13 protein-coding genes and 1 riboswitch are annotated in these 14333 nt (G+C 70.3%); of the genes, 4 read left to right on the top strand and 9 right to left on the bottom strand.

Translation table 11 applies throughout. The features are described from left to right. Window positions 1-48 precede the first annotated feature (48 nt). The 4 genes from ACZ6JE_RS00925 to ACZ6JE_RS00910 form a co-directional block, all read right to left on the bottom strand. Window positions 49-1806 (bottom strand): dipeptide ABC transporter ATP-binding protein, encoded by a 1758-nt coding sequence (locus tag ACZ6JE_RS00925; RefSeq protein ID WP_464317962.1) that lies wholly within the window; start codon window positions 1804-1806, stop codon window positions 49-51. Further along, window positions 1803-2759: an ABC transporter permease gene (locus ACZ6JE_RS00920; RefSeq protein WP_192059725.1), complete on the bottom strand. Its 957-nt coding sequence runs from the start codon at window positions 2757-2759 to the stop codon at window positions 1803-1805. The genes ACZ6JE_RS00925 and ACZ6JE_RS00920 overlap by 4 nt, the downstream gene beginning before the upstream one ends. Next, on the bottom strand, window positions 2749-3678 hold the full coding sequence (locus ACZ6JE_RS00915) for an ABC transporter permease (protein WP_055794476.1): 930 nt from the start codon (window positions 3676-3678) through the stop codon (window positions 2749-2751). Before ACZ6JE_RS00915 ends, ACZ6JE_RS00920 begins: the two co-directional genes overlap by 11 nt. A 148-nt stretch (window positions 3679-3826) precedes the next feature. Beyond that, the gene (locus ACZ6JE_RS00910) at window positions 3827-5452 is read right to left on the bottom strand and encodes a peptide ABC transporter substrate-binding protein (protein WP_464317961.1); all 1626 of its coding nucleotides are present in this window, start codon (window positions 5450-5452) and stop codon (window positions 3827-3829) included. 235 nt (window positions 5453-5687) lie between these two features. Here ACZ6JE_RS00910 and ACZ6JE_RS00905 point away from each other — a divergent pair, with 235 nt between their 5' ends. Next, entirely contained in the window at window positions 5688-6473 is a 786-nt protein-coding gene (locus ACZ6JE_RS00905; RefSeq protein WP_464317960.1) for a CPBP family intramembrane glutamic endopeptidase, read from the top strand. A gap of 55 nt (window positions 6474-6528) precedes the next feature. On the opposite strand, the gene gcvP is transcribed toward ACZ6JE_RS00905, so the two are convergent. From gcvP to ACZ6JE_RS00885, 4 genes are all read right to left on the bottom strand, one after another. Next, on the bottom strand, window positions 6529-9357 hold the full coding sequence (gene gcvP, locus ACZ6JE_RS00900) for an aminomethyl-transferring glycine dehydrogenase (RefSeq protein ID WP_464318172.1): 2829 nt from the start codon (window positions 9355-9357) through the stop codon (window positions 6529-6531). Between the two features lie 104 nt (window positions 9358-9461). After that, the gene (gene gcvH / locus ACZ6JE_RS00895; RefSeq protein WP_192059716.1) at window positions 9462-9839 is read right to left on the bottom strand and encodes a glycine cleavage system protein GcvH; all 378 of its coding nucleotides are present in this window, start codon (window positions 9837-9839) and stop codon (window positions 9462-9464) included. A gap of 61 nt (window positions 9840-9900) precedes the next feature. Beyond that, on the bottom strand, window positions 9901-11115 hold the full coding sequence (gene gcvT, locus ACZ6JE_RS00890) for a glycine cleavage system aminomethyltransferase GcvT (RefSeq protein ID WP_320478642.1): 1215 nt from the start codon (window positions 11113-11115) through the stop codon (window positions 9901-9903). A gap of 202 nt (window positions 11116-11317) precedes the next feature. Next, a riboswitch (glycine riboswitch) is annotated at window positions 11318-11421 on the bottom strand. A 72-nt stretch (window positions 11422-11493) separates the two neighbouring features. Then, complete coding sequence (locus tag ACZ6JE_RS00885; protein WP_192059712.1) at window positions 11494-11943, bottom strand: SseB family protein; 450 nt, start codon at window positions 11941-11943, stop codon at window positions 11494-11496. 101 nt (window positions 11944-12044) lie between these two features. On the opposite strand from ACZ6JE_RS00885, the gene ACZ6JE_RS00880 reads away from it, so the two are divergent. Continuing rightward, window positions 12045-12476 carry a hypothetical protein gene (locus ACZ6JE_RS00880; RefSeq protein ID WP_192059710.1) on the top strand — a complete coding sequence of 144 codons (432 nt, stop codon included), beginning with the start codon at window positions 12045-12047 and terminating at the stop codon, window positions 12474-12476. Here ACZ6JE_RS00880 and ACZ6JE_RS00875 read toward each other — a convergent pair. After that, window positions 12458-13351 (bottom strand): putative protein N(5)-glutamine methyltransferase, encoded by an 894-nt coding sequence (locus ACZ6JE_RS00875; protein ID WP_464317959.1) that lies wholly within the window; start codon window positions 13349-13351, stop codon window positions 12458-12460. The two genes, ACZ6JE_RS00880 and ACZ6JE_RS00875, sit on opposite strands and share 19 nt — an antisense overlap. A 102-nt stretch (window positions 13352-13453) precedes the next feature. On the opposite strand from ACZ6JE_RS00875, the gene ACZ6JE_RS00870 reads away from it, so the two are divergent. Both ACZ6JE_RS00870 and ACZ6JE_RS00865 read left to right on the top strand, forming a co-directional pair. Next, window positions 13454-13936 (top strand): FBP domain-containing protein, encoded by a 483-nt coding sequence (locus ACZ6JE_RS00870; protein WP_320477006.1) that lies wholly within the window; start codon window positions 13454-13456, stop codon window positions 13934-13936. A gap of 61 nt (window positions 13937-13997) precedes the next feature. After that, on the top strand, window positions 13998-14309 hold the full coding sequence (locus ACZ6JE_RS00865) for an antibiotic biosynthesis monooxygenase family protein (RefSeq protein WP_464317958.1): 312 nt from the start codon (window positions 13998-14000) through the stop codon (window positions 14307-14309). The last annotated feature ends 24 nt before the right edge of the window (window positions 14310-14333 follow it).

The following is a 14333-nucleotide window of genomic DNA, read 5'->3' as shown; positions in this document are numbered from 1 at the left end:
CCCCTGTCGGAACGGTGGAGAGGCCCCTGACGAGGAGGCGCGGGTCGACTACCGGCCGAACTCGAAGTTCGCGCCGGGGATCGCCTCGAGCAGCTCGCGGGTGTACTGCTGCGCCGGGTTCGCGAAGATCTCGTCGGTGGTGCCGGCCTCGACGATGCGTCCCTTCTGCATGACGCAGACGTTGTCCGCGATGAGGCGGACCACGGCCAGGTCGTGCGTGATGAAGAGGTAGGTGAGCCCCAGCTCCGTCTGCAGGTCGGTGAGCAGGTCGAGCACCTGGCCCTGCACCAGCACGTCGAGCGCGGAGACGGCCTCGTCGAGCACGATCACGTCGGGCTTGAGCGCGAGCGCCCGGGCGACGGCGATGCGCTGACGCTGACCGCCCGAGAGCTCGCCCGGGTAGCGGTTGACCATCGAGACGGGCAGCGACACCTGGTCGAGCAGCTCGTGCACACGCTGCTGGCGGCTCTTGCGGTCGCCGATGCCGTGGGTGACGAGCGGTTCGGCGATCGTGTTGCCGACGCTGTACATCGGGTCGAGCGAGCCGTAGGGGTCTTGGAAGACGGGCTGCACCCGACGACGGAAGTCGAAGAGCTCCTTGCCCTTCAGGGCCCCGACGCTCTTCCCGTCGATGGCGACGGTGCCCGAGGTGATGGACTCGAGCTGGAGGACCAGCTTGGCCACGGTGGACTTGCCCGAGCCGGACTCGCCCACCAGCGCCATCGTCGTGCCGCGCGGGATCGAGAACGAGACGTCGTCGACGGCCCGCAGCTCGGTCGTCTTGAAGCCGCCCTGACGGATCTTGTACAGCTTGGTGAGGTTCTCGACCTGGATGTACGACGCGTTCCGCTTGCCGAGCTCTTCGCGCTGGTGCGCGCGCTTCATCAGCTCGGCGTCGTCGGCGCCCTCGTCGGAGATCTCGACGTCGTTGGTGTGCGTCGGCGCGATGCTCGACTGGATGCGCTGGCTGGCGAGGCTCGGAGCCGCGGCCACGAGACGCTGCGTGTACGGGTGCTGCGGGTTCGCCAGGATCTCCTTCGACGGCCCCGACTCGACGACCTGGCCCTTGTACATGACGACGAGCTTCTCGGCGCGTTCGGCCGCGAGACCGAGGTCGTGCGTGATGAAGAGCACCGAGGTGCCGTAGTCGCGCGTCAGGGTCTCGAGGTGGTCGAGGATCCGCCGCTGCACGGTGACGTCGAGCGCGGACGTCGGCTCGTCGGCGATCAGCAGCTTCGGGCGCGACGAGAGGCCGATCCCGATCAGCACACGCTGGCGCATGCCGCCCGAGAACTGGTGAGGGAACTGCTTCAGACGCTGGTCGGCGTCGCCGAGCCCCGCCTCCTTCAGCACCTCGATCGCGCGATCGCGCACCGCCTGCTTGCCGGTGGCCACGCCGTTGGCGCGGATGGCCTCCTCGACCTGGAAGCCGATGCTCCAGACCGGGTTGAGGTTCGACATCGGGTCCTGGGGCACGTAGCCGATGTCGCGACCGCGGATGGCCTGCATCTCGGCGGGCGTCGCCTTCGTGAGGTCCTTGCCCTCGAAGAGGATCTGCCCCCCGGTGACCTCGCCGGCGCCCGGCAGCAGGTCGATGATCGACGTGGCCGTGGTCGACTTGCCCGAGCCGGACTCGCCCACGATCGCGAGACGTTCGCCCGGCATCATCGTGAAGTCCACGCCGCGGACGGCGTCGACGTAGCCCGACTGGGTCTTGAACCCGATCTTCAGGCCCTTGATCTCGAGCAGAGGGGTCGCCGCGGGGGCGGTGCTCGCCGACTCGGGACGGGTGGAGGTGGAGGTCATCGACGGGCCCTCGCCTTCGGGTCGAGGGCGTCGCGCACGACGTCGCCCATCATGAGGAACGACAGCACGGTCACCGAGAGGGCGGCCGCCGGCCAGATCAGGGGCATCGGGGCGACCCGCAGGGAGGCGCGGGCGGCGTTGATGTCGTTGCCCCACGACATCACGGTGCCGGGCAGGCCGATCCCGAGGAACGACAGGGTGGCCTCGGCGACGATGAACGTGCCGAGCGAGACCGTCGCCACGACGATCACGGGAGTGATCGCGTTGGGGATGACGTGCCTGACCAGGATGCGGAAGCGCGAGACGCCGAGCGCGGCGGAGGCCATGACGTAGTCGCTGCTCTTGGCGCCGAGCACCGAGCCGCGCATGATGCGGGCGATCTGCGGCCAGGCGAAGAGCGACAGCACGAGAGCGACCGTCAGCGGGGTGCGCGACGGCAGGACCGACATGAGCACGATGGCGCCGAGCACGGTGGGGATGGCGAAGAAGATGTCGCCGAGACGCGAGACGAGCGCGTCGAGCCAGCCGCCGTAGTAGCCGGCGAGCGAGCCGATGACGATGCCCACCAGGGTCACGAGGACCGTGGCCAGCAGGCCCACGGTCAACGAGGCCCGGGTGCCGTAGACGACACGGGCGTAGACGTCGAGCCCCTGCAGCGTGAAGCCCATCGGGTGCCCGGACTCGGCCGGTCCGTTGCTGTCGGGGAGGCTGGCGCCGGAGGTCGGCGAGGTGCTCGTGAAGAGCTGCGGGAACAGCGCCACGACGATCACGAACAGGATCAGCACCGCGGAGATCCAGAACAGGGGGCGCGTCTTCATGGCGTCCCACGCGTCGTTCCAGCTGGAGCGGGGCTTCTCGGTCTCGTCGACGGCGTCGACGGCCTTCAGCGGGGTCTCGTCGAGCGGGGCGACGTAGTGGTCGGGCGACAGGCCCGGTGTCGTGTTACTTGGCATAGCGGATCCTCGGGTCGAGAACGGCGTAGAGCAGGTCGACGAGCAGGTTGGCCAGCATGAAGATGATGACCATCACCGCGACGAACGACACGACGGTCGGCCCCTCGCCGAGCTGGATGGCCCGGTAGACGGTGCCACCGACGCCCTGGATGTTGAAGATTCCCTCGGTGACGATCGCACCGACCATCAGCGATCCGATGTCGACGCCGAGGTAGGTGATGACGGGCACGAGCGAGTTGCGGAGGATGTGCACCCCGACGACCCGTCGACGGGTGAGGCCCTTCGCCGTCGCCGTGCGCACGAAGTCTGCGCTCATGTTCTCGGCGACGGAGGCGCGGGTGAGTCGGACGATGTACGCGAACGACACCGAGGCGAGCACGATCGCGGGCAGCACCAGCTCGCTCCACGGAGCCTGCGAGCTGACGGTGGTCCGGAAGAGGGCCAGCTGGATGCCGAAGACGTACTGCAGGACGAAACCGATGACGAACGTCGGCACGGAGATGAGCAGCAGCGAGACCACGAGGGCGCTGTTGTCGAAGATCTTGCCCTTGCGGAGGCCGGCGTAGAGGCCGACGACGATCCCGGCGATCGATTCGAACAGGAGAGCGAGCATGGCGAGACGGAACGTGATCGGGAACGCCCGGACGAGCTCGTCGATGACGGGGCGACCGGAGAACGTCGTGCCCAGGTCACCCGTGAACAGACCGCCGATGTAGAGCAGGTACTGCACGATGAACGGCTTGTCGAGGTTGTACTGCGCCCGGATGGCCTCGATGACGGCGGGGCTCGGCTGCTTCTCGCCGAACAGGGCGGCGATCGGGTCGCCCGGGAGGGCGAACACCATGAAGTAGATGAGGAAGGTCGCCCCGAAGAAGACGGGAATCAGCTGGAGGAGGCGCCGGCCGGTGTACCAGAGCATCAGGCCGCCTCGATTTTCTGCGCGTGCATGGATGTCGCAATCATGGAGAGAGAGTGGTGGACGCCCACCGAGGGGCCCGGAGCAGGATAACCCGCCCGGACCCCTCGGCAGTTCTGAACGAGGCCGGAGCCTCTATCGGATGCGTTCCTTACTGCTTGGTGACCTCGTAGAACAACGGGACGGAGTTCCAGCCGAACTGGACGTTCTCGACCGTGTCGGCCCACACGCCGGTCACGTTCGAGTACCACAGCGGGATGACGGGGAGGTCGGTGAGCAGGACCTCCTGCGCCTCCTGGAACTTCGCGTTGGCGTCCTCGACGGAGGTCGAGGCGGCGCCCTCGCTCAGGAGACCGTCGAACTCGTCGCTCGTGTAACGGCCGTAGTTCGAACCGGCACCGGTCTGGTACAGCGGCGCGAGGAAGTTGAACAGCGACGGGTAGTCGGCCTGCCATCCGGAACGGAAGGCGCCGGTCATGGCGTCGTTGTCCTCCTGGTCGAGGAGCTCGGCGAACGTGGGCTTCGGCTCTCCGGCCGCCTTGATGCCCAGCGTGTCGGCGATGCTGTTCGTCGCGGCGTCGACCCAGTTCTGGTGTCCGCCGTCGGAGTTGTAGGCGATGGTGAAGGTGGTGTCGCCGTAGGGGGCGATCTCTTCGGCCTGAGCCCAGAGCTCCTTGGCGCGGTCGGCGTCGTAGTCGAGCACGTCCGAGCCGTCGAGGTCTTCGGAGTAGCCGTCGATGACGGGCGACGTGAAGTCCTTGGCGGGGGTGCGGGTGCCCTGGAAGATGACGTCGGTGATGTCGCCGCGGTTGATCGCGAGCGAGATCGCCGCACGACGCAGCTTGCCCTCTTCGGTCGTGCCGTCGAAGTGCTCGAGGTACTGCGGGATGGTGATCGACTGGAAGATCGCGGCCGGCTGGTTCGCGAAGCGCTCCGGGAAGTCGCTCTCGTACGAGGCGAACTGGGTGTCCGGCACCTGGTCGAGGATGTCGAGGTTGCCCGAGAGCACGTCGGAGTACGCGGCGTCCTGCGTCGTGTAGAACGTGATGGTCAGGCCGCCGTTGACGGGCGTGCGCGGACCGTCGTAGTCCTCGTTGGTGACGAGCTTGATGTCCTGGTTGTGAGTCCAGGCGTCGGCGCTCTCGAGCTTGTAGGGGCCGTTGCCGACGGGGCTCTCGCCGAAGGCGTCGACGTCGTCGTAGAACGACTCGGGCAGCGGCGAGAACGCCGAGTAGCCGAGACGCAGGGGCCAGTCGGCCTCGGGGGCGTTCAGCATGACCGTGAACTCGGTGTCGCTGACGACCTCGAGCGAGAGGTCGCTGTCGGCCTCGGCGTCGTAGCCCTCGATGTTGTCGAAGAAGTACGAGGCGCTCTGCGCGTTGCTGATCTGCGCGGCCCAGTTCCAGGCCTTCGTGAAGGACTCGGAGGTGACGGGGGTGCCGTCGGTGAAGGTCTGGCCCTCCTTGAGCTTGACGGTCCAGAGCTGGTTGTCGTCGGACTCGATGGACTCGGCGACGTCCATCTCGGTGGCGCCCTCGGCGTCGTACGAGACGAGGCCGGCGAAGATCGAGTCGATGATCTTCCCGCCACCGGTCTCGGTGGTGTTCGACGGGACCAGCGGGTTCTGCGGCTCGCTGCCGTTCGTGGTGATGATGGCGTCGGCGTTGCCCGAGGGAGCGGCGTCGCCCGAGTCACCGCCGTTCGAGCAGCCGGTGAGGACGAGTGCTGCCGCCCCCACGACGGCGACGGACCCGAGGCCCATGCGCGTCTTCTTCAATGTTCCTCCTGATGCAAGAAAGGACGCAGCACGACTCCCCATGAGTCGTGCCACGTTGGATGAAGACGACCCTAGGCACCTCTTTCAGGCTTCTCCAAACCTCAGGGCGAACGGTTACACGACGGAAACCAATTCGATGGATCGTTGCGCCGACGCACGGATCGTTGCGTCAAGCCCCTCATCTGCGCAGGTTTCCGTTGCGAGAAATCAGACACGTGGCAGGTATTATCCGGCCATGCCTCTCGAACCGGCGGTCGACCTGCCCAGCCGCTCGCGCCTCCGGGTCGAGATCGCGATCGTGCTCGGGCTGTCGCTCGGCGCCTCCGCCGTGTACTCGCTCGTGTCGATCGTCAACCGCCTCACCCAGCCCACGAGCCTGTCGCAGCAGACCGCGACCCTCAACTCGTCGCTCAGCGATCGCGCCGTGTTCGACCTCGTCTACCAGGTGCTCGCCGTGGTCGTCGACCTCGTGCCCGTCGCGCTGGTCGCCTACCTGCTCTGGCAGGGCCGCCGCCCTCACCTGGCGCGCCTCGGCGTCGACTTCTCGCGCAGCGGACGCGATGTGCTCGGCGGCCTGGGGCTCGCCCTCGCGATCGGAGTCCCCGGCATCGGCCTGTACCTGGTCGGCAAGGCTCTCGACCTGACGGTGACGGTCGTGCCCACGGACCTCGGCGAGCACTGGTGGACCGTCCCGGTGCTGGTGCTCTCCGCGCTCCGGGCGGGACTCACGGAGGAGGTCATCGTCGTGGCCTACCTCTTCGCGCGCCTGACCGATCTCCGCTGGCGCCCGTGGACGATCATCGTCGCGGCCGCCCTGCTGCGCGGCACGTACCACCTCTATCAGGGGTTCGGCGCGTTCGTCGGCAACGTGGTGATGGGCCTGGTGTTCGGATGGCTGTACGCCCGGTTCGGGCGCATCCTGCCGCTCGTGGTGGCACACGTCGTGATGGACTCGGCGGTCTTCATCGGCTACCCGTGGGCGGCGGCGACGTTCCCCGCGTTCTTCGGACTTCCCTCCTGACGGCCGACGCCCGGGTCCGAGCGGCGAGCTCGGACCCGGGCGCAGGTCGGTCGGATCAGGCGAAGGCCTCGACCGGCGGGCAGGCGCAGAACAGGTTGCGATCGCCCCACGCCTGGTCGATGCGCCGGACCGGCGGCCAGTACTTCGCGCGCTTGAGCGAGTCGACCGGGTAGACGGCCTCGACGCGGCTGTAACCGGCCGTCCACTCGCCCGAGATGACGGACTCGGCCGTGTGGGGGGCGGCCCGCAGCGGGCTGTCCTCGACGGCGTGCCGACCCGCCGAGATCTCGTCGGCCTCGTGCTTGATCGCGATCATGGCGTCGACGAACCGGTCGATCTCGGCGAGGTCCTCGCTCTCGGTGGGTTCGACCATCAGCGTGCCCGCCACGGGGAACGACATCGTCGGCGAGTGGAACCCGTAGTCGACGAGTCGCTTGGCGACGTCGTCGACGGTCACGCCGGTCGCGTCGCGGAGCGGGCGGAGGTCGAGGATGCACTCGTGCGCGACGAGCCCGCCCTCACCCGAGTACAGCACCGGGTAGTGCTCACGCAGTCGCACGGCGACGTAGTTCGCCGCGAGCACCGCCGCGCCGGTGGCCTGCACGAGCCCCTCGTCGCCCATCATGCGGATGTAGGCCCAGCTGATCGGCAGGATGCTCGGCGAACCGTACGGGGCGCTCGACACCGGGACGCCGGCATGGGCCGGTCGCTCCCCCGGGGCCGCCGCGGCCGCCCCGGTGCGTCGGTCGGCCTGCTGCGCCATCGGGTGGCCGGGCAGGAACGGCGCGAGGTGCGCCTTGGCCGCGACCGGTCCGACACCGGGCCCGCCGCCGCCGTGCGGGATGCAGAACGTCTTGTGCAGGTTCAGGTGCGAGACGTCGCCGCCGAACTCGCCGAACTTGGCGAACCCGAGCAGGGCGTTGAGGTTCGCGCCGTCGACGTAGACCTGGCCGCCCGCCTCGTGGACGGCGTCGGTGATGTCGCGGATGTCGTGCTCGTACACGCCGTGGGTCGACGGGTAGGTGATCATCAGCGCCGCGAGATCGGCGGCGTGGGCCGCGACCTGCTTCCGCAGATCGTCGAGGTCGACGTTGCCCCGGTCGTCGCAGGCGACGACGACGACCCTCATGCCGGCGAGCACCGCACTCGCCGCGTTGGTGCCGTGGGCGCTCTGCGGGATGAGGCACACCGTGCGCGCTGCATCGCCGTTCGCGAGGTGGTACCCGCGGATCGCCAGCAGACCCGCGAGCTCGCCCTGGCTGCCCGCGTTGGGCTGCAGCGACACCGTGTCGTAACCGGTCAGATCGGCCAGCCAGCCCTCGAGCTGACCGACGAGGTCGAGGTAGCCCTCGACGTCCTCCGCCGGCGCGAACGGGTGCACCGAGGCGAACTCGGGCCAGGTCACGGCCGCCATCTCGGTGGCCGCGTTGAGCTTCATGGTGCAGCTGCCGAGCGGGATCATTCCGCGGTCGAGGGCGTAGTCCTTGTCGGCGAGGTGCTTGAGGTACCGCATCATGCTGGTCTCGCTGCGGTGGGTGCGGAAGACCGGGTGGGTGAGGTAGTCGCTCGTCCGCAGCAGCGCCTCCGGGAGTCCGGACGGGCCGTCGCCGCCCTTTCCGGGGGGCATCTCGACGCCCAGCACCTCGGCGACCGCGACGACGTCGTCGCGCGTGGCCGTCTCGTCGAACGACAGCCGGATGCAGTCGGCGTCGACGGCGTGCACGAGGTAGCCGCGCCCGCGGGCCGCGGCCACGAGCTCGGCGGACCGGCCCGGCACGAAGACCTGCAGCGTGTCGAAGAACGTGTCGTTCTCGAGCTCGAGATCGGAGGCGGCGATGGCCTCGGCGAGGTCGGCCGTGTGAGCGTGCACCCGCGACGCGATGTGCCGCAGCCCCCAGGGGCCGTGGTAGACGGCGTACATCGAGGCCATCACGGCCAGCAGCACCTGGGCGGTGCAGATGTTCGACGTGGCCTTCTCGCGACGGATGTGCTGCTCTCGGGTCTGCAGGCTCAGCCGGTAGGCCGGCCGCCCGTCGACGTCTTGCGACACCCCGACCAGGCGCCCGGGCAGCTGCCGCTCGAGACCGGTGCGGACCGCCATGTAGCCCGCGTGCGGACCACCGAAGCCCATGGGCACGCCGAAGCGCTGACTCGTCCCGACGGCGACGTCGGCCCCGAACTCGCCGGGAGGGGTCAGGAGGGTGAGCGCGAGCAGATCGGCAGCGACGACGACGAGACCGCCGTGGGCGTGACTGGCCTCGGTGATCGCCGCGAGGTCGTGCACGGCGCCGGTCGCCGCGGGGTACTGCACGAACAGCCCGAACGACTCGGGCACCTCGGCCGGGTCGGCGCCCGTCAGATCGAGCTCGACCAGCTCGATGCCGACGGCCGCGGCACGACCGGCGAGCAGCGCCTTGGTCTGCGGGAACGCGTCGGCATCGACGACGAACACGTCGCTCTTCGCCTTCGAGGCGCGGCGGGCGAGCAGCATGCCCTCGACCACGGCCGTGCCCTCGTCGAGCATGGAGGCGTTGGCGGTGGTCAGACCGGTGAGCTCGGAGACCATCGTCTGGAAGTTGATCAGCGCCTCGAGCCGCCCCTGCGAGATCTCGGGCTGGTAGGGCGTGTAGGCCGTGTACCAGCTCGGGTTCTCGAGGACGTTGCGCTGGATGACCGCGGGTGTGACGGTGTCGTAGTAACCGAGCCCCAGGAGCGTGCGGGAGGGGCGGTTGCGGTCGGCGAGTCGTCTCAGCTCGGCCAGCGCCTCCGTCTCGCCCACCGGTGCGGGCAGCGTGCCGCCCGCGTCGGCCGACGTGTGGATGCTGTCGGGGACGGCGGCCCGGACGAGCGATTCGACGCTGTCGTGCCCGACGACGGCGAGCATCGCGGCCTGATCGGACGGCGTCGTGCCGATGTGGCGGTCGACGAATCCGCCGGCCGCACGACCGGCCCAGTCTCCGAACACCGACCCGGAGGTCGTCTCGCCGGTCATTCGGCCGTGAGGGCGACGTACTCGTCGCGCGAGAGGAGGCCGACGCGGTCGGTCGACGCCAGGGTGATCTTGATGAGCCAGCCGTCGCCGAACGGGTCGCTGTTGACCAGATCGGGGCTGTCGACGACGGCGTCGTTGATCTCGAGCACCGTGCCGAGCGCGGGGGCGAAGAGCTCGCCCACGGACTTCGTCGACTCGATCTCGCCGACGACGGTGCCGGACTCTACCTCGGTGCCCGCGGACGGCAGGTCGACGTAGACGACGTCGCCGAGCTTCTCGGCCGCGTAGTCGGTGATGCCCACGGTGGCGGTGTCGCCGTCGATGAGCAGCCATTCGTGCTCGGCGGTGTAGTGCAGCGAGGTGAGGTCGGTCATGCCGAGGCCTTTCGAGAGGGGGTGAGGTGCGGGGCGCGCGGGCAGTCGGCCCGCGGGAGGGTCAGGAGCGCTTGTAGAAGGGCAGGGGCACGACGGTCGCCGGGATCGGCGTCCCCCGCACGTCGACGGCGAGGGCCGGGCCGCGGTCGACCACGTCGGGGTCGACGAAGGCCATGGCGACGGGGTGGCCCAGGGTCGGCGAGAGCGCGCCGCTCGTGATCTCGCCCACGACGGTGCCGTCGTCGGTGACCACGGGGTAGCCCGCTCGGGCCGCTCGACGACCCGGCAGGGTCAGACCCACCAGCACACGGGCGCCGGGCGCCGGGTCGACACCGGAGCGGCCGACGAAGTCCTTCGAGGTGTCGACCACGCGGCCGAGACCCGCCTGGGCGGGGCGCACGTCGCGACCGAGCTCGTGGCCGTAGAGCGGCATGCCCGCCTCGAGTCGCAGCGTGTCGCGGCTGGCGAGACCGGCGGGGACGACGCCCCGGGGTGCTCCCGCCTCGGCGAGCGCCGTCCAGAGGTCGGCGGCGGACTCGGGCGCGAGGTACAGCTCGAAGCCGTCTTCGCCGGTGTAGCCGGTGCGGGCGATCAGGACGGGGGCGTCGTCGAAGGTGCCCTGCAGCACCCGGTAGTACCGGAGCGTCGAGAGCGGCGCGTCGGGCTGGAGACGGTCGCCGCTGATGAGCGCGTCGAGGACGCCCTCCGCCTCGGGACCCTGGATCGCGACGAGAGCGGTGTCGTCGCTCTCGTCGTCGACCGTGACGTCGAAGCCGGAGGCGCGGGTCGCGAGAGCGCCGAACGCGGCCTCCCGGTTGCCCGCGTTGGCCACGACGAGGTAGTCGTGCTCGTCGAGCCGGTAGACGACGAGATCGTCGACGATCCCGCCGTCGTCGGCGAGGAGCAGCGAGTACTTCGCCCGACCGACGGCGATCGTCGAGAGGGTGCCCGCCAGCGCCTGGTCGAGGAACACGCCGGCGTCGGGTCCGACCACGGCGATCTCGGCCATGTGCGAGAGGTCGAAGAGACCCGCCGCGGTGCGGACGGCGTGGTGCTCGGCGAGATCCGAGCTGTAGCGCACGGGCATCTGCCACCCGGCGAAGTCGGTGAACGAGGCGCCCGCGGCGACGTGGATCTCGTGGAGCGGGCTGAAGCGCTCGTCGTCGACGTCGGCCGGGTCGGCGTCGACGAGGTCGGCGTCCGCCAGCTCGGCATCGACGAGGTCGGCGTCGGTGGGGCCCGGGGCGGCGGGCAGGTTCGAGGCTGCGTCGGACATCTGACTCCTGAGGACGGCCCGGCCTCGAGCTGTCTCGACCGGGAGCATGCCGTGCAGCGCCTGCACGACGGGGGTGGGCCCCGCCCGACCGGAGTCGTGCGGGGCTCCCCCTCTGTCATGGGCCTGAGAGCTTCGCCGACGCGGGTCGACTTTCACCGTGGGCGAGGAGTCGCCGAGAGGCGCTCCTGCTTTTCAGAGTGGCCAGTCCGTCGCGGTACGCGTACCTGAGAGATTGGCGGGGAGCTTGCTCCTTCGGTGCCCGGTCGGCGCATGTGATGCGCACCGGAGCTCTCCCGCGACGTGTTCGTGGCCCGATGTTCGGTTGTGGCGCTCAGCCTACAGCCGGCGTGTGACGAGCAGGTTTCGGGGTCGAGACGCTCAGGCGCCGGCGGGCCGATCGGTCGCCGCGGTCTCGTCGGCCTGGTGCGCGGCCACGAGCTCGCGGACGTCGTCGGCGAGCTGCGCGACGCCCTCCGGCAGCATCTCGAAGCCCTCGGGGTTGCCGGGGTTCACGACCAGTCCCGTCTGCGGCGGGATGGCCTGGACGAGCTCGGCGGCGTGGATCGTCGCGGAGTGCGCCGCCACCTCTCTCACCTGGTCGCCGATCATGTCGGCGTGCGTGAAGGCGGCGAGCATGGGCGTGCCCTCGCGATCGAAGAGCACGGGCTGCAGCTCGTTCAGCGACTCCTCCGCCTGGACGGCGGTGGGGACGACGATCTCGGCGTTCACGAACTCGGCGAGCACGGAATTCATGTCGCCCTCGCCCGCCTGGCCCTTGGCGATGGCCTGCTCGAGTGCGGTCGGTTCACGGTTCTCTGAAGCGGTCATCGGTCCACCTTGCCCGAAGAACCTCCGTAACGACTCCGTGACGGTATCCTGACCCTCGAAGCCTGCCACCGTGGCGGCCCGTCATCCCTCGAGGAGCCCTCGTGCCCCGTATGGCCGCCCCCCTGCTCGTCAGCAGCATCGCTCTCGTCCTCGCCCTCGCCGGGTGCGCCACCCCGACGTCCGAGCCCGGCGCCGCCGAGACCTCCGGGCTCGCCACGACGGGCGCCGACGCGTCGAGCACGCCGATCCCGACGACCACTCCCCCCGCCCCGGCCACTGCGCCGACGCGAGAGGCCCCGCCGGCCTGGGACGCCTGCGTCGACGCCGTCGCGGCCGAGTACCCCGACGTCCCGTTCCTCGACGACGTGTGGAGCTACGAGGACGACGACGTCCGCGACTCGGCCACCGGCGCGGTCGTCGAGGTGCGCTACGGCCACACCGCCGACGGGCGCATCGAGGCCGCCTTCAGCTGCGAGGTCTCGGGCACCCCGGAGTCCCCCGTCGTCGAGGGCGTCTACCCGGTCGACATCTGACCCGCTGACGGCAGCGTCCGACCGCCGGCGGCATCCGACTGCGGTCGCACGCCCACGACGACCGTCGTCTCGTGCTCGACGTCGTACTCGCTGTGCGCATCGAGACCGCTTGCGGTCAGGAGGTCCACGGCGGCGGCGGCCTGAGCCGCGCTCGTCTCGATCAGCAGAGACCCCGCGGGGCGGAGCCAGACCCGCGCCTCCTGGGCGATCCGGCGGTGCAGATCGAGACCGTCGCGTCCGCCGTCGAGTGCGCTGACCCGCTCGTGGAGGCGCGCCTCGGGCGGCAGGGTCGCGAGCGCTCCGGTCGGCACGTACGGCGCATTGGCCGTCAGGACGTCGACGGCACCTCGGAGCCGGGCGGGCACGGCGTCGAAGAGATCGCCGACGACCACGTCGCAGCCCGGCGGGAGGTTCGCGCGGGCGCACCCGACGGCCACCGGATCGAGGTCGGACGCGACGAGCGAGAGACCGGGATGGTCGCGCAGGAGGACGGCGGCCACGGCCCCCACCCCGCAGCAGAGGTCGAGCGCGACGGCCGGTCGCCCCCGGGGCACCAGGGCCGACGCCCGGCGGGCCAGCGCGGTCGTCCGCCGGCGGGGCACGAAGACACCGGGCGCGACGGCGAGCCGCAGGCCGTCGAACTCGGCCCAACCGAGGACCTGCTCCAGGGGTTCGCCGGCGACGCGTCGGCGCACGAGCCCCTCGAGGACGCCGGGGTCGACCGGGCGGGCTCGGTCGGCGGGGTCGACTCGGTCGACAGGGTCGGCAGGGTCGACGGCCGCCTCGGTCAGCAGCGCCGCCTCCTCCTCGGCGAAGACGCAGCCGGCGTCCCGGAGGCGCGCCACCAGCAGGCGCATCGCCTCGGCCTCGGTCATGGCCCCAGGCTACGACCGTGCGACCGCGTGGCCCGTGTCACGGCGGTGTCGGGGGCGCCGCGTAGGGTGGCTGGACCGAGGCACCCAGGCACTGAGGAGACCATGAAGCCGCTGACCGAGTCCGACATCCGCGAGTCGTTCGTCAACGCCCAGCCCGGCGACCTGGACCGCCTGCCGATCCCGGGGCTGCACGAGATGCTGTGGTCCGAACGGGAGTTCCTGGGGTGGCGCGACCCGCAGGCCCATCACCGCGGCTACATCGTCCACTGGATGGCCGACCGCCCCGTCGGGCTCGTCGTCCGTTCGTCGACCTCGTCGCTGCGCCCCGGCATCGCCGCGATGTGCTCGCTCTGCCACTCGCCGCAGCCGGCGACGCAGGTGCGGCTCTTCACCGCTCCGAAAGCCGGCGAGGCGGGCCTGAACGGCAGCACGCTCGGCACCTACATCTGCGAGGACCTCGCCTGCTCGCTGCTCATCCGCGTCGCACCGCCGCACCTGAACCCGCCCGAGCAGATCGAGCGTCGCGCCGCCGGGCTGAGCGACCGCGTGCAGGGCTTCACCGCCACCGTGATGAAGACCGCCTGAGGCGGCGCCTCCGGCCGTCCCGCCCTCATCCCCGACCCATCCCCCACGAAAGCGAGCAGTCATGTCCGTCGTCAAGATCAACGCCATCCACGTCCCCGAGGGGTCCGGCTCCGAGCTCGAGTCGCGTTTCGCCGCGCGCAAGCACTCGGTCGACGGCGCCGAGGGCTTCGAGGGCTTCCAGCTGCTGCGCCCGGTCAAGGGCGACGACCGCTACTTCGTCGTGACCACCTGGCGCAGCGAAGACGACTTCCTGGCCTGGGCGGCGAACGGCGCCAAGGCCGCGCACGCTCGCCCCGAGGGGTCGGGCGGCGCCCCGCGGGGTCCCGTCGCGACCGGTGCCGACCTGCTCGAGTTCGAGGTCGTCGAGCTGTAAGGGAGTTGGGCGACACCGGTGTCG

This window comes from Frigoribacterium sp. AC759, assembly GCF_979256015.1.
The sequence above is the reverse complement of the archived record's forward strand: the minus strand, read 5'-3'. Positions and strand labels throughout refer to the sequence as shown.

What these genes read in the sequence shown, in the direction of transcription:
- ACZ6JE_RS00925 (WP_464317962.1), bottom strand. Translation starts at nt 1,806, where the DNA reads ATGACCTCCACCTCCACCCGTCCCGAGTCGGCGAGCACCGCCCCCGCG.
- ACZ6JE_RS00920 (WP_192059725.1), bottom strand. Translation starts at nt 2,759, where the DNA reads ATGCCAAGTAACACGACACCGGGCCTGTCGCCCGACCACTACGTCGCC.
- ACZ6JE_RS00915 (WP_055794476.1), bottom strand. Translation starts at nt 3,678, where the DNA reads ATGCTCTGGTACACCGGCCGGCGCCTCCTCCAGCTGATTCCCGTCTTC.
- ACZ6JE_RS00905 (WP_464317960.1), top strand. Translation starts at nt 5,688, where the DNA reads ATGCCTCTCGAACCGGCGGTCGACCTGCCCAGCCGCTCGCGCCTCCGG.
- gcvP (WP_464318172.1), bottom strand. Translation starts at nt 9,357, where the DNA reads ATGCTCGCCGTCGTCGGGCACGACAGCGTCGAATCGCTCGTCCGGGCC.
- gcvH (WP_192059716.1), bottom strand. Translation starts at nt 9,839, where the DNA reads ATGACCGACCTCACCTCGCTGCACTACACCGCCGAGCACGAATGGCTG.
- gcvT (WP_320478642.1), bottom strand. Translation starts at nt 11,115, where the DNA reads ATGTCCGACGCAGCCTCGAACCTGCCCGCCGCCCCGGGCCCCACCGAC.
- ACZ6JE_RS00885 (WP_192059712.1), bottom strand. Translation starts at nt 11,943, where the DNA reads ATGACCGCTTCAGAGAACCGTGAACCGACCGCACTCGAGCAGGCCATC.
- ACZ6JE_RS00875 (WP_464317959.1), bottom strand. Translation starts at nt 13,351, where the DNA reads ATGACCGAGGCCGAGGCGATGCGCCTGCTGGTGGCGCGCCTCCGGGAC.
- ACZ6JE_RS00870 (WP_320477006.1), top strand. Translation starts at nt 13,454, where the DNA reads ATGAAGCCGCTGACCGAGTCCGACATCCGCGAGTCGTTCGTCAACGCC.
- ACZ6JE_RS00865 (WP_464317958.1), top strand. Translation starts at nt 13,998, where the DNA reads ATGTCCGTCGTCAAGATCAACGCCATCCACGTCCCCGAGGGGTCCGGC.